The following is an 18,468-nucleotide window of genomic DNA, read 5'->3' as shown; positions in this document are numbered from 1 at the left end:
TATTGCTTCTTTATTTATAAGAAAAGCGACAGATAAAATAATTATAATGAGAAAACTGTTTTCAGACGGCCTACACGGTTTTGGATGCCGATTCTACTGCATCGGCGAACATTGCGGCTACATCGAAATCTTTCTGCTTCATAATTTCTTGGAAACCCGTCGGGCTAGTTACATTCACCTCAGTTAGATTATCGCCGATAACATCCAATCCGGCCAATAAAATTCCGCGCCGTTTTAGTTCCGGAGCCAGTGTTTCGGCAATTTTCTTATCCTGATCACTGAGTTTTTGTGCCACACCGCGCCCTCCGGCAGCCAAATTACCGCGTGTTTCACCGTTTTGCGGAATCCGTGCCAATGCAAACGGAACGACTTCGCCGTTAATTACTAAAATCCTCTTGTCTCCGTGCACAATTTCAGGGATATAACGTTGTGCCATAATGGTACGGCTATCTAGCTGCATTAGTGTTTCCAAAATACTGCCGATATTGGGATCAGCCTGTGTAAGCCTGAAAATACCCATACCGCCCATACCATCTAAAGGTTTTACGATAATATCACCGTGTTCGGCTAGAAAAGCACGCACATCCGCACTACGTGTGGTAACTAACGTCGGAGCAGTAAAACGGCTGAAATTCAAAATAGCCAATTTCTCATTGAAATCGCGCATCGCCTGACCGCTATTAAAAACCTTTGCTCCTTGTGCCTCTGCAAGTGTAAGCAGCTGGGTGCTATAAAGATACTGCATATCAAAAGGAGGATCAGTGCGCATAATCACCGCATCAAAATCTTTTAATGCGCTTTCTTGCACCTCTTCTGTTAAAAACCAAGCTTTGTCGTGATCATTTTGGGCACCGATAAACTCAAAGGAAGCCGCCCGAGCCTTCACAATACCGCTGTGTATTGATAATTCGCTGCTGAGGGTATGGTAAAGCTGCCATTCCCGCTTAGCCATTTCACGCATCATGGCGTAAGTAGTATCTTTATAGGTTTTGAAACCGGCCATCGGATCGGCAATAAACAATACTTTCATAGCGCACTTCCCGAGTAATTAATCGTATTATCATACTCCGCTTTCAAAGCGAAATAAATACACTGTTTATCCACCCGTAAATTGCCATATATACATCAATAGATATCATTTATTATTAATTAAGGCAGCAATATCATGTAATAAAAAAGAATTTTCTATACCCATTTATTTGAGCCAACCTATTAAACTACATAGTAGTAAAATATCCGTTTGCGAAATATCATTTTACTCTATGTAATTTATAGCAAATCCATGACTCAAATTTTAATTTCGATACCTTAAATCATGCTTAAACAACCTCATAACTTGGCAAAACATAAAAAATGCCGTCTGAACCGATTTTTCAGACGGCATTTTATATAATCGTATGTTTATTCAGTACCCAAACCTGCAATACACTGGCGGTCTCGTGCTTCAAAAGCAGAAGCTCCGCCCAATAACTCCAACTGCTCTTGCGGGCTGATCTTACCAAACGATCGCAACTGCTTTTCAGTCAGCTTATCCAGTGGTTCATCCCACATACAGGCACAATATTGGGTAACTAAACGGCCTTTTTCATCGGCAAGCCCATGTTGTTTCAAATCAGCCTGCCACTTTTCGGAAAATGGAATATTTTTTACACACGATTCGTAAATCGCTTGCTTGGCACGCGGCTTGGACATAGCACATTGTGATAAGAAAAACGTACCTGCAAGCAAGCCGAGTATTACCCAAAACCAAATGCGTATGGTACGGATTTTAGCTTTAGCCTTACGGCGCTGCTCTTCGGTATTTTCGGTATTTTTGGAATTATTCGCCTCGTTTGTCATGCAGGCTCTCCATGCGGATCATTACAACGGGCGTATTTACACTGTCCAAAGCCTCGATTTCGGCAATGGCGTTTTTAATTTGTTTTTCAATGGTGCTGTGGGTCAAGATAACGATTTCGGCATTGGTTTTATCGATAACACCTTTTTGAATCAATGCTTCGATGGATACGTTTTCTTTTGCCAACAAATTAGCAATTTGTCCTAGCACACCTGGTTTATCGTCTGCTTCAACACGCAAGTAATAGCTGCTGATGATTTCATCCATATCCAGCATTCTTTGTGCTTTCACTTCGCTGGCTTGGAAGGCCAAGTACGGTACGCGGTTACCCGAATCGGCGGTAATCAAACGACTGATATCAATAATATCCGCCACAACGGCGCTGGCTGTCGGTAATGAACCTGCGCCCGGACCATAATACAGAGTTTCGCCAACCATGTCGGCATCTACGCGCACGGCATTCATTACGCCGTTTACATTGGCTAAAAGACGGGATTCGGGGATTAAGGTCGGATGTACCCGCAATTCAATACCTTTTTCACTTTTACGGGTAATACCCAACAGCTTCACACGATAACCCAACTCTTCGGCATATTTGATATCACGGCTATCCAGTTTGCTGATACCTTCCAGATAGCAAGCATTGAAATTGACCGGCGTGCCGAAAGCCAATGCGCTCATGATGGTAATTTTATGACCTGCGTCATGTCCCTCAATATCAAAAGTAGGATCAGCTTCGGCATAACCCAGCGCTTGAGCCTGTTTCAATACATCGGCAAAATCGCTGCCTTTTTCGCGCATTTCGCTGAGAATAAAATTGCTTGTACCGTTGATGATACCTGCAATCGTTCGGATGTTATTAGCCGACAAACCTTCACGTAAAGCTTTAATAATCGGAATACCGCCTGCCACGGCGGCTTCAAAGTTCACCATCACGTTTTTCTGTTCGGCCAAAGCAAAAATTTCATTGCCGTACTCGGCCAAAAGCTTTTTATTGGCGGTTACCACATGCTTGCCGTTTTCAATCGCCTGCAAGACCAAATCTTTGGCAATATCGGTTCCGCCGAACAACTCCACCACAATATCGATTTCAGGGTGTTTAATCACATCAAAAGGGTCTGCCGTCACCTTTGTTTCAGGCGTACACACCGCACGGGCTTTTTCTTCGCTGCGCGTAGCTACCATCAATACATTCACATCACGGCCCAAACGGCGGCTGATTTCTGCTGCATTATTGCGCAAAACGCCGACAGCGCCGCTACCGACTGTTCCCAAACCCAAAATACCGATATTGATAGGCTTCATCGTGTCTCCTTAAGCCGTTGTGTGTTAGTATGGATACGTATTATTGCTCTAAAATAAAAGGGCTTTATCCTACCCGAATTTATCTGTTTTTGCACCTGATTTTACGGACTACCGCCATGCTGATCGAAGAAAACCGCCAAAGCGGCGGGTATAATATTACCGCCCATAGTTCCGGCCATTTGGAAGTAAACGGCCATGTTTATACCGAAGCCGTCATCCTTACCGAAAACGGCGTACAAATTTTAGAAAACCGCCAACCGGCCGACCTCACCGAAAACGATTTTTTAAACCATGTGTCAACACCCCTACCCGAAGTGGTGATTGTCGGTACAGGAGAGAAACAGCTATTTCTGCATCCTAAAATCAATGCCGCATTAGCAGCTAAAGGAGTTGGCTTGGAAAGCATGTCGACCGCAGCAGCCTGTCGCACCATTATGATTTTACAAAGCGAAGGGCGGCGCGTATGGGCATGGTTATGGCCTTAAAAGGCGATTTGGTTTGGTTTATTTCAAGCTACACTTAAAGAATAACCAATACCGTATTTAACTTGAGGCCGTCTGAAACAATTATTTCAGACGGCCTTTCAATTTGTGGTTTAGCCTTCACAAGCTTATTTCCTCTATCCAAACATTTTTCAAATCATTTGCCGCTTTCATCATATAGTCATATGCACAATTTATAATTTTTATGTAATCAATACGTTGATATTTGTTGATTTTAAATACCATAAGGAACATATCAATACAAATGCTGTCTTATCAAATCAAAACCCAACTTCTCCGATAAGACAGCCTGACAATTTGCAGCCTAAGAGCGCACAGGTAAAACAATGACAATGAAAGGAGCATAATGATGCAACATCGTAGACGACAAAGTATTTTCCAAGCCGCCAAGCGTGCTTTCAAAACCAATCCTAAACCGGAGCAATACCGCCCCGCGCAAACTGCTTCCGGCCGTTAAGTTTTATTAATAATTACGCTACTTAAGCCCGGTATATTAATCAGATATATATTGTTATCAGTGCTACCTAAAACTTCGCCATTAAAATATACTTACCGGCATCGTATTGGACAATCATGCAAATCAATGCCAACCTATTTGATTGCAATCATAATAGGTACTTCTGATTGTTCACCGCTTTGTGCTCGTTCAGTATACAGTTCATAATCATAAGTATAGGCACGATTTAATTGTTCATCTTGCTGCCAAATACTTTGCCAAGTTGTTACAACTGCACCGGGCATACATCCTTTGGCAAGAAAAGTTTGAAATTTTTGTTCGGGAAATGTGCGCCCAACCATACCTTCAGGAATGGTGTCCAGGCTGTTGACTTCTGCGCCTAAAATTGCTGTATAAGCACCCGTGTAATCACTTTTGTAATCTGTATAAATAGAAACAATATGTGTGTTTAACTTATTGGGAATTTTTTCCAAAATGTGTTCCGCAAAAAACTGTTGCCAAAGTGCAGTCATATCTTGCGCGGCCTGTTTATTTTGATTAGTCGTGCGTATGGCAATACCAATGATATTCATAATTGTGCTTCCTAAAGTGGCTTTAAATTAAAAAATCACCATTGTCTATGATGTAAATTTATTATAGTTGATTGAATGGAAAAGAGCTAAATGCACTGCGAAAACAAATAAATATAACGATTCAACAGTTAAATTTTATAAAAAGTAAAAGCCGTCTGAAAATAAATTTCAGACGGCTTTTACTTTGAAATTCAAACCATTCGAGTAAAAGATAAGTAGTAAGATTTCAGCCAAATCCTGTTTCCTTCAAGCCTGCCTCAATCGCACTTTCTCTCAAACTTATTCCTCCGGTTCCGCACCATTAAAGTATTCAATGGCACCACCTTCAAAAAAGCCTTGCAATATCGCCTGGGCGGCCACCTGATCCAATACAGCTTTCTGTTTGCGGCCAAATACTTGGGCTTCCGCCAACAGGCTCTCGGCATAAAGAGAGCTCATCCTCTCATCTACCCAATATACAGGCAGCTTGAAACGACCATGTAGGCGATGTCCGAATTTACGGCTTAAGCGTGTCAATTCATGCTCGGTGCCATCACTGTGTGTCGGCAGTCCTACTACCAATTGAACCGGTTGCCATTCTTTAATCAAACGGGCAATTTCATCAAACTTGGCCGCATTACTGTCGCCGCTAACGGTAACCAAAGGATGAACGATCCCTACTTCTGCGTCTCCCTCCGCCACACCGATACGGGCCTCGCCGAAATCAAATGCCAAAGTCGTTCCTTTTTTCGCACTAAGCATGCCCGGCTCCGCTCATTAATACCGTAGCACTTATCCCCAGTTTTGCCAACGCCGCATCATAACGTTGGTTATAAGGCAGTTCAAAAAGGATACGGCTGTCGGCAGGTACCGTCAGCCAGGCATTTTCCGCAAGCTCGCGCTCCAATTGGCCTTTGCTCCAACTGGAATAACCAATACTTACCACCGCACGCTCAACCGCCTCCGGTTTGGCAAGGTTTTCAATAATATCTCGTGACGTAGTCATGGCCACATTCTCGTTAACCTGCAAACTGCTTTGCCATGAACCGACAGGCGTATGTACGACAAACCCCCTGTCAAGCTGCACAGGCCCGCCCATCATCACCCATTCATGCTTGAAGCGATCCGGTACCTCATGTTCAGATGCTGCAAACACCAAATCCATAGTTACCGGTGAAGGTTTGTTGATAATCATGCCCATCGCACCTTGTTCGTCGTGTTGGCAGATGTAGACAACGCTGTTTTCAAAGAAAGGATCCTCCATAGAGGGCATGGCTATCAGAAAATGATCAGATAAATTCATAATGCGTTATTTTCCTATATTTGCGCCGAAATATAGAGGCAGAATACTGCTTTTGCAAGAGTAACTGCCAACAGCCCTTCTCTAAAATGCCGTCTGAAAATTTCACGCTGACACGGTATACATTCCTCTTGGCAATTTAAAACCATTCCACGGCCTCGTCACATTTTTCCGGAACATTTGTTTGGTAACTTCCGATTCATTACCTGCCATTTTATCGGTTATAAAAAGAATACAAGCGGCTTTTGCACCCCATGCTTTCAGATTTTCAGGTAAATCAGTATAATCAAACCGTTTTTACTTTTATTCACACTGCCTGATTTATGTTGTTAAAACCTTTATTGCTTGCCGTGCTAATCGGCTTGTCCCTGCCCGTATCGGCCGCTCCCGAATCAACGGCCGGAGATTTGCAGGAAATCCAAAAAGCCATCAGTGCGGCACAAGCAGATTTGCGTGAAAAACAAGCGGCACAAAAAAGCGCCCAACAAGCCTTGGAAAAAAGCCGTGCCGCCCTTAGCAAAGCACAACAAGAATTAAATGAAGTCAATAAAAAGCAACGTGCCGCTTGGGAAAAACTGCAAGCACTGCAAAACGAATTAGGCCGTCTGAAAATAGAAGTAAGCGGTGCGAAAGCACAAGTATCCCGCCTGCTTGCGGGACATTATAAAAACCGCCAACCCAATGCCGTTATGCTGTTTTTGAAAAACGCCGAGCCTGGTCAAAAAGCACGCTATTTACAATATACCCGCTATATTAACGAAGCTAACCAAAAAGTTATCAATGACTTGATTAGCCAACAACAAGCCTTGGGCAGCCAAGAAGCGGCGATTGATGCCGAAGTAGCCCGCCTAAACAAACTAAAAGCGCAAAAACAGGCAGCACTAGGCAAACTCAACCGCAATAATTCCAGTGCCCAACAAGAAAGCCGCCGGCTTTCGGCCCAAATAGACAGCCAAACCCAACGTATTGCAAAATTGCGTGCGGACGAACAAAAGCTAAACAATCTTTTAGCCGATATCGCCCGCCGTAATGCCGAAAAGCGCCGTCAAGAAGCTGCTGCGCGTAAAAAATCTGCCGAAGCGCGTATCGCCGCTGCGAATAAAGCGCGGGTGGAAGCAGCGAAAAAAGGCCGCGCAACCGCGCAATCAAATTCTAAAAATAACGATAAAAAAACAGTCGCAACCACTTCACGCCCTATTCCCCAATCAACCCTCACCGCGGAAGACCGCGCATTACAAGCGCCGGCTGAAATACAAACCGTATCAGGCGGCTTCAGTACCATGCAGGGGCGCCTGCGCCGCCCTGTAGGCGGTAGTATCAGCGGCCGGTTCGGCCAGGCCCGCCCCAGCGGCGGGAATTGGCGCGGCGTATTTTTTGCAACTGCCCCTGCGCCGGTGCAAAGCATCGCTTCAGGCACGGTTGCTTATGCAGGCTCGCTCAGCGGATACGGCAATATCGTCATTATCGATCACGGCGACAGCTATCTGAGTGTTTATTCAGGCCTTAGCAATATAGCCGTCGGCAACGGTAGCCGTATTTCTGCCGGCAGCCGTATCGGTACCAGCGGTACGCTACCGAGCGGTGAACAGGGGCTATATTTTGAAATACGCCACCGCCAACAAGCCATGAACCCGTTGTCTTGGGTCAGATAATATCGGTAAGTGGACAGTTAGCGTTTTTTTACCCTCTATAAAGTTGCCGATTACCGTCAATTCAAATAAAGTTCGTACAATTTGAGTATCGGACCCTCCGAATCCTTCTCCGAAATAAAAGGAAAGTATCAAACCAATGGGAAAATCTACTTTAAAAAAAGCCGCCCTCTACACTTTCGGTGCTTTTAGCGGCGTGATTCTGAGCCTCAGCATACAAAGTTATGCCGCCAATGCCGATAAAAATAAAGAAGCTTTGCCGGTTCAATCCATCCGTACCATGGCCGAAGTATACGGCCAGATTAAAGCCAATTATTATCAGGACAAAACAGACGCTGAGTTACTCGAAGGTGCTATGAAGGGAATGGTGGCAGGATTAGACCCTCATTCCGAATATATGACCTTAAAAGACTATGCTGATTTGAAAGAATCCACCAGTGGTGAATTCGGCGGTCTTGGTATGGAAGTTGGCGCGGAAGACGGCTTTATCAAAATTGTTGCTCCTATTGAAGACACTCCTGCTGAGCGTGCCGGCCTCAAAAGCGGAGATTTGATTGTTAAAATCAACGATACTTCCACACGTGGTATGACAGTCAGCGAAGCTGTTAAACAAATGCGCGGCAAACCCGGCACTTCCATCACCTTGACCATTTCCCGCAAAGATGCTCCGCAACCCATCGTTGTTAAGCTCTCCCGCGCGATTATTAAAGTAAAAAGTGTCCGCCACCACTTACTGGAGCCGGGCTACGGCTATATCCGAATCAGCCAGTTCCAAGAGCGTACCGTGCCGGCATTAAACGAATCCGCCAAAGCACTGGTAAAACAAAACGGCGGACCGTTAAAAGGTTTGGTTTTAGACTTGCGTGACGACCCGGGCGGTCTGCTCAACGGAGCAGTCGGCGTATCCGCCGCCTTCCTTCCCGCAGATGCGGCGGTAGTCAGCACCAAAGGCCGCAACGGTAAAGACGGCATGAAATTAAAAGCAAATCCTGAAGATTACATGCTGGCTTCAGGCAAAGATCCTTTAGCCGGCTTGCCTGCCGAATTAAAATCTATTCCGCTCACCGTATTGATTAACTCCGGATCGGCTTCGGCTTCCGAAATCGTGGCCGGTGCACTGCAAGACCATAAACGTGCCGTTATCGTGGGTACGCAAAGCTTCGGCAAAGGTTCGGTGCAAACCGTTCTTCCCCTATCTAACGGCAGTGCGGTTAAGCTGACTACCGCGCTTTACTACACGCCGAACGACCGCTCCATCCAAGCCCAAGGTATCGTGCCCGATGTAGAAGTGGTGGATAAAAAGCGTACTTACGAGAGTCGCGAAGCAGATTTGGTCGGCCATATCGGCAACCCTTTGGGCGGCAATGAAGTCAGCGGCCGTACTTTAGAGCACAGCACGCCCGTAGAAGAGGCCGCCTCATCTGCGAAAAACGACAAAGAAGAGGATATCGGCTCCCGCCGTATTCCTAACCCTGCTAAAGACGACCAACTGCGTAAAGCATTAGAATTGGTTAAATCACCTGCCCAATGGCAGAAGTCTTTAGGGTTGGCAGCTAAAAAACCGGCTCCGAAAAAAGAAACCGAAGATAAAGAAAAATAAGCAGTAAACCACCCTCTGAAAGGCCGTCTGAAATTGAAATACCTTTTCATTTTTCAGACGGCCTTAATCCATATTAACGTAAATTTCGCCTATAATTATTCTTTGCATTTTTAAATTTCAGGAAGTAATCATATGAATAAAACCCTAAAAATCAGTGCCGCCATTATTGCCGCCACCCTTTCGCTAACAGCCTGCAAACAAGAAAACCAAGCTGCGACAGGTAGCGCGGCATCAAGCACCCAAGCTGCCGGTTCATCTTTGGGTACGCCTATCCAACAAGCCAGTTACGCAATGGGTATCGATATCGGTCGCACTCTGAAACAAATGAAAGATCAAGGTAGCGAAGTAGATCTCAAGCTCTTTAACGAAGCCATCCAAACCATGATCGATGGTAAAGAGCCGAAAATGAGCGAAGCACAAGCACAAGAAGTAATGATGACATTCTTGGCCGAACAGCAACAAAAAGCTCAAGCCAAGCAAGCTGAAGATGCCAAAACCAATTTAACCAAAGGCGAAGCCTTCCTGAAAGAAAATGCAACCAAGCCCGGTGTTAAAACTACTGCCTCAGGCTTGCAATATATCGTAAAAACCGAAGGTAACGGATCCCAACCTAAAGCAACCGATACCGTCAGCGTTGAATACGAAGGCCGTTTAATTGATGGTACGGTATTCGACAGCAGCAAACAACACGGCGACAAACCCGTTACTTTCCCGCTGAACCAAGTGATTCCGGGCTGGACTGAAGGCGTACAGCTGATGAAAGAAGGTGCCGAATATACGTTCTTTATTCCTGCCAAACTGGCTTACGGCGAGCAAGCTATGGGCGACAAAATCGGCCCGAACAGCACTTTGGTGTTTGATGTAAAACTCGTTAAAGTGGGTGCGGACAAATAATCTGTATCCTTTATTTAAATAAAACCGCCTGACTGTTTCAGGCGGTTTTATTCTTAAAATATCAAAGAAAAAGATTTTTTTATCTCTAAATGCTCCTCTACGCATTCCGTGCAATGTTTAAAACAGTCATCCCTTATAAACAATCTGTATAAATTCTTTCGCTTATATGGTTTATGAACGAGGCCGTCTGAAAACCAGACATGGTTTCAATCCAATCAGCCGGTTTAGTTTTGCGATACCCAAATGCCTAAACCAAATATACCGCTGCTGCTTCACGTATCAATTGGGGCAGGCGGGCCAATTGCGGCGGCTGCATTTGCCAACAATGCCAATAAAGCGGAACATCCAAATAAGCTCCCGGACACAAGTCGATTAAATGTCCTTGCCCGATAGCCTCTGCAATCTGCACATCCATCAGCATACCATAGCCCAGTCCAAGATAAACCGCTTGGGTAAACGCATAAGAGGCGGGAATATAATGAACAGGACATATTGCGGCATCTATACCGAAATGCTGATGTAAAAAGCTGTTTTGTAAATCGTCTTTTCGGTTAAACATCAATAAAGGAGCTTTCTTGCAAGCCTTAATAGTGAGGCCGTCTGAAAACCATTTTTCAACAAAATCGGGAGAGGCCGTCAAGCGGTAACGCAATGCTCCGATTAAATGCGCTTCGCACCCCTTTATCGGCTCGGAGGAGCTGCTAACAGCCGCCGTTACGCGCCCCTCAGCCAAAAGCTGCAAGGTGTAGTCTTGATCGTCTGCCTGGATATCGAGCAACATATTTTCCCGCCCGATTGTTTCCGCCAACACCGGCAGCAGCCAGGTATCCAGCGAATCATGATTCACCGCCAACGACAATACAGCCGGCCTCGCCTGTAATTCGCTTTCTAAAGACTGCTGCAACCCTTGAATCTGCCGCCAATAACGCAATAGCCGCCTCCCTTCCGACGTCGGCCTGCACGGGCGGCTGCGGGTAAGCAATACAGCTCCGACAGCTTCCTCCAATTCACGGATACGCTTGGAAACCGCCGAGGCGGTAATCCCCAAGATACCGGCAGCCTGTTCGAAGCTTCCGCAATCTGCCGCCGCCGATAATGCCGACCATTGTTTAAAATCCCAATTCATATTTTTAATCCTGAATATTTTTCAGGCAGCCTGAAAAATAATGTACTTTGTAGCGAAAAGCGGCTATATACCACACAATGCGCCCCATCCATACATCAAAATCTTATCATGAACGCTTTTTTCAACGGTTTTCTGATTTCAGGCGGCCTGATTGTCGCCATTGGGGCACAAAATGCTTTTGTTTTGAAACAAGGGCTTCTCAGACAACATATCGGAGTGGTGGTTATCCTCTGTTGGCTATGTGACGTTATTCTGATCGGTGCCGGCGTATTCGGGCTGGCCTTATTGCTTTCGGGCAACCCCGTCGCCGGTAACTGGCTTTCTTTGGCAGGCGGGCTCTTTCTACTGGCCTACGGTTTACTGAGCGTCAAACGGGCATTGCGTGGCGGAAACAAACTGACCGCGGCTTTTGCGTCTGCCAACGAAGTTTCCGCATTACGCACTGCGGCAACTGCTCTGGCACTCACTCTGCTGAATCCGCATGCCTATGTAGATACAGTCGTATTAATCGGAGGAAGTGCTGCAAACTTAAGCCACTCAGATAAAACTGCTTTTTTTATCGGCGCCGTTTTAGCATCGGGCATTTGGTTCATCAGCATAGGTTATGGCAGCCGCCTGCTGCAACCATTGTTCAAGCGCGAAAGAGTATGGCGGATTCTCGATAGCCTGATTGCCGTAATGATGTTTTATCTGGCCTACGGCCTGCTGCACCCTCTTTGGGCAAACTGGTTGTAGAAAAATATCTCATGCCGTCTGAAAAATAGTTGCAATTTAGATGCCTTTCAGACGGCCCATTCAATGTGGCAAACCTTCGCAAACTTTACTTCTTTCAATTATTACGCAATCTCACTCTCCGATTTACTTCATCGATCCAATGCATTTCGATTACAATAAACCACCACAAAGATTTAAAAAGCCGTTAAATTAAGCTAAAACGCTTGTTTCAAACCGGCGCACCCCTTAATTTTAACTTTTATTCAGCTATCCGCTTAAAAGGCCGTCTGAAAAAATGCAATCTAAAAAAAATATCGTTATTTTAATTTCCGGCAGAGGCAGCAATATGCAAGCCATTGTCGAAGCCGACATTCAGAACATTCAAATTGCCGCCGTATTAAGCAATAATGCCCAAGCCGCCGGTTTGGCATGGGCGGCAAGCCGTGGAATTCAGACCGACAGCCTCGACCACAAAGCCTTTGCAGACCGCTTGGCTTTCGATAAAGCCATGATGGAAAAAATCGATGCTTATCAACCCGATTTGGTAGTATTGGCAGGCTTTATGCGGATTCTCACTCCCGAATTCTGCCGCCATTATGAAGGCCGCTTGATTAATATTCACCCTTCGCTGCTGCCCTCGTTCACCGGACTGCACACCCACGAGCGCGCTATAGAAGCCGGATGCCGTATTGCCGGTTGTACCATTCACTTCGTTACCCCCGAGCTTGATTGCGGCCCCATTATTGCCCAAGGCGCCGTACCCGTTTTAGATCATGATACAGCCGATGATTTGGCCGCACGCGTACTGGAAGTAGAACACCGGCTTCTACCCCAAGCCGTTGACGACTTTGCCGCCGGCCGTCTAAGTATCCAAGGCAACCGCGTTATCCGTACAGAACAGCAGCACAGCCAAACCCCTCTTTTGGCCTAACACCATCCTCACAATAGGAAAAGGAAAACCTATGTCGAACCGCAAAACCGTATTAAGCACTATCTTGGCTACCTCCGTATTAGCAGTTACGCCGGCATTGGCGGCAGAACTGCCCCAATCGGCAGAACTACAATATTCAGGCAGCTACGGTATTCCTGCCACTATGACATTTAACCGCAGCGGCAACAGTTACACGGTGGTTTCCAACATCAAAGTACCGCTTTACCGTATCCGCTTCGAATCAGGCGGCACCATTTCAGGCAACACCCTGCGCCCCAGCTACTATAAAGATATACGCGGCGGTAAACCCTATGCCGAGGCACGCTTCAGCGGTGGCAAAGTTACCTACGGCAAAGTAGGCGAACAAAAAACCGAAAACGTATCCGGTCCGACTATGGACTTGTTTACCCTCGCATGGCAACTGGCTGCCAACGATGCCCGCCTGCCTGCCGGCCTTAAGATTACCAACGGTAAAAAACTATATAGCGTTGGCAACTTAAATAAGATCGGCAGCGGGCAAGTAAAAATCGGCGGCCGAAATGCCAATGTAAGCCGTTACCGTGTCCGCCGCGGCGAGGATACCATCACATATGCATTCGCACCTGCTTTGGGCAACATTCCTGCACAAATCAGCTATACAGACGATGGCAAAACCTATGATCTGAAACTAACCTCCATCAAAATCAACGGCCAAACCGTTAATCCTTAAATTTATTTCCCTTCCCTCAACACCGTATCCTACTAACGGGATACGGTGTTTTTATAACCACTTCTTAAAATAGGCCGTCTGAAACCCTTATCAGCCAATATCGCGTATAATTCCGCCATCAGTCCGATGTAAAAACCAACTATGAATGCTAACCAACTCGAACACACCTCCGCCGTACTGGCGGAAATGCTAACCTTCAAACAACCTGCCGATGCAGTCGTATCGGCCTATTTCCGCCAGCACAACAAACTCGGACGTGCAGACCGCCATGAAATTGCGGAAACCGCGTTTGCCGCACTCCGCCATTATCAAAAAATCTCCTCCGCCTTACGCCGCCCCCATGCTCAAGCAAAAAAAGCCGCGCTAGCTGCCTTAGTTTTAGGCCGCAGCATGAATATCAGCCAGCTTGAAGAGCTGTTGGATGAAGACGAAAAAACCTTTCTAAGTAACCTAAAAGCCCGTAAAAACGAGTTTTCAGACGGCCTTAATACCGCCGCCGAATTACCGCAATGGCTGATCGAACAATTAAGCACACACTATTCTGAAGAAGATATTCTCAAATTCGGCCGTAGCGTCAACCAGCCGGCTCCGCTAGACTTACGCGTTAATACCCTTAAAGGCAAACGTGAAAAAATACTTGCCGAGTTGCAAGCCGAGGGCTTGGATGCGGAAGCCACCCCATATTCACCTTGGGGAATCCGTTTGAAAAATAAAATCGCCCTCAACAAACACCCGCGCTTTCTTGACGGCACGCTGGAAGTGCAAGACGAAGGCAGCCAATTATTGGCCTTACTGCTGGGTGCCAAGCGCGGCGATATAGCCGTGGATTTCTGTGCTGGAGCGGGCGGAAAAACTTTGGCTATCGGTGCCATGATGGCTAACAAGGGCCGTATCTATGCTTTCGACATTGCCGAAAAACGCTTGGCCAATCTCAAACCCCGTATGGTTCGGGCCGGGCTGACCAATATCCATCCCGAGCGTATCAGTAGTGAAACCGATCCACGGATCAACCGTCTTTCAGGCAAAGCCGACCGTGTATTGGTTGATGCCCCCTGCTCCGGCCTCGGCACATTACGCCGTAATCCCGATCTCAAATACCGGCAATCCGCCGATACCGTTGCTGCCCTGCAAGAGCAACAGGCCTCGATTCTTACCGAAGCTGCAAAACTTGTTAACGAAAAGGGCAGATTGGTTTACGCCACCTGCAGTATCCTACCCGAAGAAAACGAAATGCAGATTGCCCGTTTCTTAGAAAAACATCCGCAATGGCATGTTGTCGATTGCGCTGCCCTACTAAGTAACTATAAAATCGGGTTGGATACAGGTGTATACTTACGGTTGGATTCCGCCTGCCACCAAACTGACGGCTTCTTCGCCGCCGTATTGGAAAAAAGCAGTTGAGCGGATCCCCGCTACACGCTCCCCGCAACCCCTTACCATCTAGGAATACCTATGAGCATTCAAGAACAAATCAAAGAAGTCGTTACCACACACCGTGTCGTTTTATTCATGAAAGGCACCAAACAATTTCCCCAATGCGGTTTCTCTTCCCGTGCAGTACAAATCCTGCAAGCAGCCGGCTGTAACGACTTCGTTACCGTAAACGTATTGGAAAACGACGAAGTACGCCAAGGTATCAAAGAATACAGCGACTGGCCGACTATTCCGCAACTATATGTAAACGGCGAATTTATCGGCGGTTCCGACATCATGATGGAAATGTATGAAGCAGGCGAACTGCAAGATATTTTAAAAGCCTAAGCCCGAAAAACCTGCCGCAAGCAGGTTTTTTTACAGCTTGCATATTCACAAGCAAACTTGAAAAACATTATAATCCGTACCAAATTTTATTCATAATGCCGTCTGAAAATAACAGAGAAAGTCAGATTCATGAACATCACCATTATCGACCATCCATTGGTCAAACACAAACTCACCCTGATGCGTGAAGCCGATTGCAGCACTTACAAATTCCGTACCCTTACCAAAGAGCTTGCCCGTCTGATGGCTTATGAAGCCAGTCGTGATTTCGAAACCGAAACCTTTATCCTAGACGGCTGGTGCGGCGAACTCGAAGGATCGCGTATCAAAGGAAAAACACTGACCGTCGTACCGATTCTGCGTGCCGGCCTGGGCATGCTTGACGGTGTATTAGACTTGATTCCTACCGCTAAAATAAGCGTAGTCGGCCTGCAACGTGATGAAGAAACCCTTCAGCCGGTTCCATATTTTGAAAAACTGGTCGATAGCATGCAAGAGCGCCCGGCCTTGATCATTGACCCCATGCTGGCCACCGGCGGCTCAATGGTCGCCACCATCGACCTGCTCAAAAGTAAAGGCTGCCGCAACATCAAAGCATTGGTATTAGTAGCGGCACCTGAAGGGGTAAAACTGGTTAACGATGCCCATCCGGACGTTACCATCTACACGGCCGCCCTCGACAGCCACCTTAACGAACACGGCTACATCATCCCAGGTTTAGGCGATGCCGGCGATAAAATTTTCGGTACCCGCTAATTTGGTAAGGCCGTCTGAAAACTTTCAGACGGCCTGTAAATTTCTACCACCCTTACCCAAAACAGTACAATTATTTAAAATAAAAGGAAAACACATGAGCTTTCAAGAAAACCTCGCTACCCTTCCTTCCATCGACCATCTAAGCGGCCTGAATATCACCGACAATGCCGGGAATGTTATCCACCACATTCCCGCTGCTCCGGGCAAACTCGGTTCACTCAAACTATACAATGCTTTGGCTGAAAAATTTAGTAATACACTCAATGCGGAAGCAGCAGAATACGGCCTATCGCTTTTTGCCGAACACGTAGCGGATGCAGAAACCAACCCTGGCAAACACCCCAATATCGATTTACTGTTCAAAGTAAAACAAGAAAATCTAAACCTCACCCTAAAACCGGTCAACGCTTAAAATATCAAACCAAATACCTTTAAAATTCTCTACATCATACGGCAGGACAACGGCGGTTCATGCCGTATGAATTTTTATTAAAATCAAATTTATTCAACAGCTTATATCAAAATATTCCATAGCCATTATCCTAAATTGATTTCCCATAGCCGTATCTTTGCCAAAGCCTAACTGTATTTTAAAGCCAAAGTTCTATAATAAACTCAAATAAAAAGGCAGCTTGGACATTGAGCGCCACCCTGCATCACTCACCTCAGTATAAAGCTATTATGACATGCGATACATCATTGCCCGAATATTATTGCCGGCAGTCAGCATCATCTATATCGCTGTTTTTACCATCCTGATTGCAATACTTGCAATTCATTGGTTTGATTTTGATATTTGGCTGCGCCCTTTACCTCTAATGGTAACCCTGCTGCTGGCCGCTGCCACTTTGGCGGCATCCCCGCTTCTTCGCAGTTGCCGACGTTGGAGCCGGAAGCATTCAGAGAAATCGCAACATATGACAAATTATTAAAAATTTTTATACAAGGCCGTCTGAAAATATTTCAGACGGCCTTGTATAATAAAAAGCAACTTTCGTACTCCAATTTACCTTACTCCACAATAAAATCCAGCCCCCTAGGCAAATCCGTACAAACCTACCGAAAAGCTGTTTTTATCCGATTTTAGCAAGCTATAATCTCAGCTACACTTACCTTCCCATACCGCTCCTAGCTTTTAACATAAGATGCAGACCAGAAAAATCATCCATATCGATATGGACGCTTTCTACGCCTCGGTAGAACTGCGGGAACAACCGCATTTAAAAGGCAAACCGGTTGTCGTTGCTTGGGAAGGCCCCCGCTCCGTTATTTGTGCGGCTTCCTATGAGGCCCGCCAATTCGGCCTGCATTCCGCTATGTCTGTAAGCACTGCCAAACGGCTCTGCCCCCAAGCCATATATATTCCACCTAAGTTCGACCTTTATCGTGAAGCCTCCAAACAAATACACGATATTTTTGCCCGCTATACCCATCTCATTGAGCCGTTGTCTCTTGATGAAGCCTACCTCGACGTTACAAGCAACCTGCAAAATATCCCTTATGCCAGTGAGACGGCACGCCGTATCCGTACCGAAATATTCGAGACTACGGGGCTGACCGCTTCAGCCGGTATTGCCCCGAATAAATTTTTAGCCAAAATCGCTTCCGACTGGCGCAAGCCAAACGGCCAATTTGTTCTACCTCCGGAAAAAATAGAAGCATTTTTAGAAACCCTGCCTTTGGGCAAAATTCCAGGCGTAGGCAAAGTTACCTTAAAAAAAATGCACTCCCTTGGTCTGTTTACAGCGGGCGATCTCCGTAAAATAACACGCGGAGAGTTACTTCATCTCTTCGGTCGTTACGGTTACCGACTCTATGATTTGGTACGCGGCGAAGATCCGCGGCCGGTCAAACCCAACCGCGAGCGCCTGCAGATATCTACTGAAATTACCCTTCCGGAAGATTTATCTTTAACGGGCATCATGACTCACCTTCCTTACCTTACCCAAGATTTATGGCAACAAATCACCCGAAAACAGGTGCAGGCCCGCAGTATCACATTAAAACTCAAAACCACTGATTTCAGGGTGATTACCCGCTCCCATACTTATTCTTCGGTATTGCCCGACGCCGCAGCCCTTTATCAAGCCGCATACAAATTAGCAGGAAGAGTATCCTCCCCAGAAGATACCGCTTACCGCCTCATAGGCATCGGCGTAGGCCATCTTACTCCCAAAGGTTGCCAGCAAAGCTTATGGGATAATGAAGATTCTGTTAAAAATGTCAGTGAAATCCAAACCCCATCATAAAAAATAATAAATAAAAGATAATCAAAATAATGTTTTCATATTAAAAAACATTGCCGTATAGCTCAAAAATATATTCGCAAATCCAGCCAACTCATAAAAAAAGCCAAACGATTACAAAATAATATT

20 protein-coding genes are annotated in these 18,468 nt (G+C 46.0%); 13 read left to right on the top strand and 7 right to left on the bottom strand.

The features are described from left to right. Positions 1-70: 70 nt before the first annotated feature. The 3 genes from gshB to ACEPPX_RS05410 all read right to left on the bottom strand — a co-directional run bounded on the left by gshB (position 71) and on the right by ACEPPX_RS05410 (position 3,142). Positions 71-1,030 carry a glutathione synthase gene (gene gshB / locus ACEPPX_RS05420; RefSeq protein ID WP_416623233.1) on the bottom strand — a complete coding sequence of 320 codons (960 nt, stop codon included), beginning with the start codon at positions 1,028-1,030 and terminating at the stop codon, positions 71-73. Between the two features lie 371 nt (positions 1,031-1,401). Next, positions 1,402-1,839, bottom strand: coding sequence for a hypothetical protein (locus ACEPPX_RS05415; RefSeq protein WP_047761314.1), 438 nt, complete (start codon positions 1,837-1,839; stop codon positions 1,402-1,404). Then, on the bottom strand, positions 1,820-3,142 hold the full coding sequence (locus ACEPPX_RS05410) for a homoserine dehydrogenase (RefSeq protein WP_416623232.1): 1,323 nt from the start codon (positions 3,140-3,142) through the stop codon (positions 1,820-1,822). The genes ACEPPX_RS05415 and ACEPPX_RS05410 overlap by 20 nt, the downstream gene beginning before the upstream one ends. A 116-nt stretch (positions 3,143-3,258) precedes the next feature. Here ACEPPX_RS05410 and ACEPPX_RS05405 point away from each other — a divergent pair, with 116 nt between their 5' ends. Then, a complete protein-coding gene (locus tag ACEPPX_RS05405; RefSeq protein WP_047761312.1) occupies positions 3,259-3,627 on the top strand; it encodes an Mth938-like domain-containing protein in 369 nt (122 codons plus the stop codon). Between the two features lie 609 nt (positions 3,628-4,236). Here ACEPPX_RS05405 and ACEPPX_RS05400 read toward each other — a convergent pair. The 3 genes from ACEPPX_RS05400 to ACEPPX_RS05390 form a co-directional block, all read right to left on the bottom strand. Beyond that, positions 4,237-4,674, bottom strand: a complete 438-nt coding sequence (locus tag ACEPPX_RS05400) for a GyrI-like domain-containing protein (protein ID WP_416623231.1) — start codon at positions 4,672-4,674, stop codon at positions 4,237-4,239. 279 nt (positions 4,675-4,953) lie between these two features. Beyond that, the gene (ruvX, locus tag ACEPPX_RS05395) at positions 4,954-5,415 is read right to left on the bottom strand and encodes a Holliday junction resolvase RuvX (RefSeq protein ID WP_047761310.1); all 462 of its coding nucleotides are present in this window, start codon (positions 5,413-5,415) and stop codon (positions 4,954-4,956) included. Beyond that, positions 5,408-5,956, bottom strand: coding sequence for a YqgE/AlgH family protein (locus ACEPPX_RS05390; RefSeq protein ID WP_416623230.1), 549 nt, complete (start codon positions 5,954-5,956; stop codon positions 5,408-5,410). Before ACEPPX_RS05390 ends, ruvX begins: the two co-directional genes overlap by 8 nt. A gap of 320 nt (positions 5,957-6,276) precedes the next feature. Between ACEPPX_RS05390 and ACEPPX_RS05385 the strand changes: the two genes are divergently transcribed. From ACEPPX_RS05385 to ACEPPX_RS05375, 3 genes are all read left to right on the top strand, one after another. Beyond that, positions 6,277-7,605 carry a murein hydrolase activator EnvC family protein gene (locus ACEPPX_RS05385; RefSeq protein ID WP_416623229.1) on the top strand — a complete coding sequence of 443 codons (1,329 nt, stop codon included), beginning with the start codon at positions 6,277-6,279 and terminating at the stop codon, positions 7,603-7,605. Positions 7,606-7,741: 136 nt separating this feature from the next. After that, positions 7,742-9,202 carry a S41 family peptidase gene (locus tag ACEPPX_RS05380; protein ID WP_047761307.1) on the top strand — a complete coding sequence of 487 codons (1,461 nt, stop codon included), beginning with the start codon at positions 7,742-7,744 and terminating at the stop codon, positions 9,200-9,202. Positions 9,203-9,334: 132 nt separating this feature from the next. Beyond that, on the top strand, positions 9,335-10,096 hold the full coding sequence (locus ACEPPX_RS05375) for an FKBP-type peptidyl-prolyl cis-trans isomerase (protein WP_416623228.1): 762 nt from the start codon (positions 9,335-9,337) through the stop codon (positions 10,094-10,096). 247 nt (positions 10,097-10,343) lie between these two features. Here ACEPPX_RS05375 and ACEPPX_RS05370 read toward each other — a convergent pair whose 3' ends face one another. Further along, the gene (locus ACEPPX_RS05370; RefSeq protein ID WP_047761305.1) at positions 10,344-11,222 is read right to left on the bottom strand and encodes a LysR family transcriptional regulator ArgP; all 879 of its coding nucleotides are present in this window, start codon (positions 11,220-11,222) and stop codon (positions 10,344-10,346) included. A gap of 108 nt (positions 11,223-11,330) precedes the next feature. Here ACEPPX_RS05370 and ACEPPX_RS05365 point away from each other — a divergent pair, with 108 nt between their 5' ends. The 9 genes from ACEPPX_RS05365 (at position 11,331) to dinB (ending at position 18,342) form a co-directional block, all read left to right on the top strand. Further along, positions 11,331-11,957, top strand: coding sequence for a LysE/ArgO family amino acid transporter (locus tag ACEPPX_RS05365; RefSeq protein ID WP_416623227.1), 627 nt, complete (start codon positions 11,331-11,333; stop codon positions 11,955-11,957). Between the two features lie 274 nt (positions 11,958-12,231). Beyond that, positions 12,232-12,867, top strand: coding sequence for a phosphoribosylglycinamide formyltransferase (gene purN / locus ACEPPX_RS05360; protein WP_416623226.1), 636 nt, complete (start codon positions 12,232-12,234; stop codon positions 12,865-12,867). Positions 12,868-12,898: 31 nt separating this feature from the next. Then, positions 12,899-13,576 carry a DUF3108 domain-containing protein gene (locus ACEPPX_RS05355; RefSeq protein ID WP_416623225.1) on the top strand — a complete coding sequence of 226 codons (678 nt, stop codon included), beginning with the start codon at positions 12,899-12,901 and terminating at the stop codon, positions 13,574-13,576. 141 nt (positions 13,577-13,717) lie between these two features. Then, positions 13,718-14,977, top strand: coding sequence for an RsmB/NOP family class I SAM-dependent RNA methyltransferase (locus tag ACEPPX_RS05350; protein ID WP_416623224.1), 1,260 nt, complete (start codon positions 13,718-13,720; stop codon positions 14,975-14,977). Positions 14,978-15,028: 51 nt separating this feature from the next. Beyond that, the gene (gene grxD, locus ACEPPX_RS05345; protein ID WP_047761300.1) at positions 15,029-15,337 is read left to right on the top strand and encodes a Grx4 family monothiol glutaredoxin; all 309 of its coding nucleotides are present in this window, start codon (positions 15,029-15,031) and stop codon (positions 15,335-15,337) included. Positions 15,338-15,466: 129 nt separating this feature from the next. Further along, positions 15,467-16,093 (top strand): uracil phosphoribosyltransferase, encoded by a 627-nt coding sequence (gene upp / locus ACEPPX_RS05340; protein ID WP_047761299.1) that lies wholly within the window; start codon positions 15,467-15,469, stop codon positions 16,091-16,093. Between the two features lie 94 nt (positions 16,094-16,187). After that, positions 16,188-16,505 carry a DUF2322 family protein gene (locus ACEPPX_RS05335; RefSeq protein ID WP_416623223.1) on the top strand — a complete coding sequence of 106 codons (318 nt, stop codon included), beginning with the start codon at positions 16,188-16,190 and terminating at the stop codon, positions 16,503-16,505. Between the two features lie 274 nt (positions 16,506-16,779). Next, positions 16,780-17,025: a hypothetical protein gene (locus tag ACEPPX_RS05330; RefSeq protein WP_047761297.1), complete on the top strand. Its 246-nt coding sequence runs from the start codon at positions 16,780-16,782 to the stop codon at positions 17,023-17,025. Positions 17,026-17,238: 213 nt separating this feature from the next. After that, entirely contained in the window at positions 17,239-18,342 is a 1,104-nt protein-coding gene (gene dinB, locus ACEPPX_RS05325) for a DNA polymerase IV (protein ID WP_416623222.1), read from the top strand. The last annotated feature ends 126 nt before the right edge of the window (positions 18,343-18,468 follow it).

Origin of the sequence: Neisseria sp. S1, assembly GCF_048060015.1 — a bacterium.
Lineage (GTDB): Bacteria > Pseudomonadota > Gammaproteobacteria > Burkholderiales > Neisseriaceae > Neisseria > Neisseria arctica.
This window is presented reverse-complemented; position numbering and strand designations above follow the sequence as displayed.

Excerpts from the sequence above, each read along its gene's own strand:
- gshB (WP_416623233.1), bottom strand. The coding sequence starts at position 1,030 with ATGAAAGTATTGTTTATTGCCGATCCGATGGCCGGTTTCAAAACCTAT.
- ACEPPX_RS05415 (WP_047761314.1), bottom strand. The coding sequence starts at position 1,839 with ATGACAAACGAGGCGAATAATTCCAAAAATACCGAAAATACCGAAGAG.
- ACEPPX_RS05410 (WP_416623232.1), bottom strand. The coding sequence starts at position 3,142 with ATGAAGCCTATCAATATCGGTATTTTGGGTTTGGGAACAGTCGGTAGC.
- ACEPPX_RS05405 (WP_047761312.1), top strand. The coding sequence starts at position 3,259 with ATGCTGATCGAAGAAAACCGCCAAAGCGGCGGGTATAATATTACCGCC.
- ACEPPX_RS05400 (WP_416623231.1), bottom strand. The coding sequence starts at position 4,674 with ATGAATATCATTGGTATTGCCATACGCACGACTAATCAAAATAAACAG.
- ruvX (WP_047761310.1), bottom strand. The coding sequence starts at position 5,415 with ATGCTTAGTGCGAAAAAAGGAACGACTTTGGCATTTGATTTCGGCGAG.
- ACEPPX_RS05390 (WP_416623230.1), bottom strand. The coding sequence starts at position 5,956 with ATGAATTTATCTGATCATTTTCTGATAGCCATGCCCTCTATGGAGGAT.
- ACEPPX_RS05385 (WP_416623229.1), top strand. The coding sequence starts at position 6,277 with ATGTTGTTAAAACCTTTATTGCTTGCCGTGCTAATCGGCTTGTCCCTG.
- ACEPPX_RS05380 (WP_047761307.1), top strand. The coding sequence starts at position 7,742 with ATGGGAAAATCTACTTTAAAAAAAGCCGCCCTCTACACTTTCGGTGCT.
- ACEPPX_RS05375 (WP_416623228.1), top strand. The coding sequence starts at position 9,335 with ATGAATAAAACCCTAAAAATCAGTGCCGCCATTATTGCCGCCACCCTT.
- ACEPPX_RS05370 (WP_047761305.1), bottom strand. The coding sequence starts at position 11,222 with ATGAATTGGGATTTTAAACAATGGTCGGCATTATCGGCGGCGGCAGAT.
- ACEPPX_RS05365 (WP_416623227.1), top strand. The coding sequence starts at position 11,331 with ATGAACGCTTTTTTCAACGGTTTTCTGATTTCAGGCGGCCTGATTGTC.
- purN (WP_416623226.1), top strand. The coding sequence starts at position 12,232 with ATGCAATCTAAAAAAAATATCGTTATTTTAATTTCCGGCAGAGGCAGC.
- ACEPPX_RS05355 (WP_416623225.1), top strand. The coding sequence starts at position 12,899 with ATGTCGAACCGCAAAACCGTATTAAGCACTATCTTGGCTACCTCCGTA.
- ACEPPX_RS05350 (WP_416623224.1), top strand. The coding sequence starts at position 13,718 with ATGAATGCTAACCAACTCGAACACACCTCCGCCGTACTGGCGGAAATG.
- grxD (WP_047761300.1), top strand. The coding sequence starts at position 15,029 with ATGAGCATTCAAGAACAAATCAAAGAAGTCGTTACCACACACCGTGTC.
- upp (WP_047761299.1), top strand. The coding sequence starts at position 15,467 with ATGAACATCACCATTATCGACCATCCATTGGTCAAACACAAACTCACC.
- ACEPPX_RS05335 (WP_416623223.1), top strand. The coding sequence starts at position 16,188 with ATGAGCTTTCAAGAAAACCTCGCTACCCTTCCTTCCATCGACCATCTA.
- ACEPPX_RS05330 (WP_047761297.1), top strand. The coding sequence starts at position 16,780 with ATGCGATACATCATTGCCCGAATATTATTGCCGGCAGTCAGCATCATC.
- dinB (WP_416623222.1), top strand. The coding sequence starts at position 17,239 with ATGCAGACCAGAAAAATCATCCATATCGATATGGACGCTTTCTACGCC.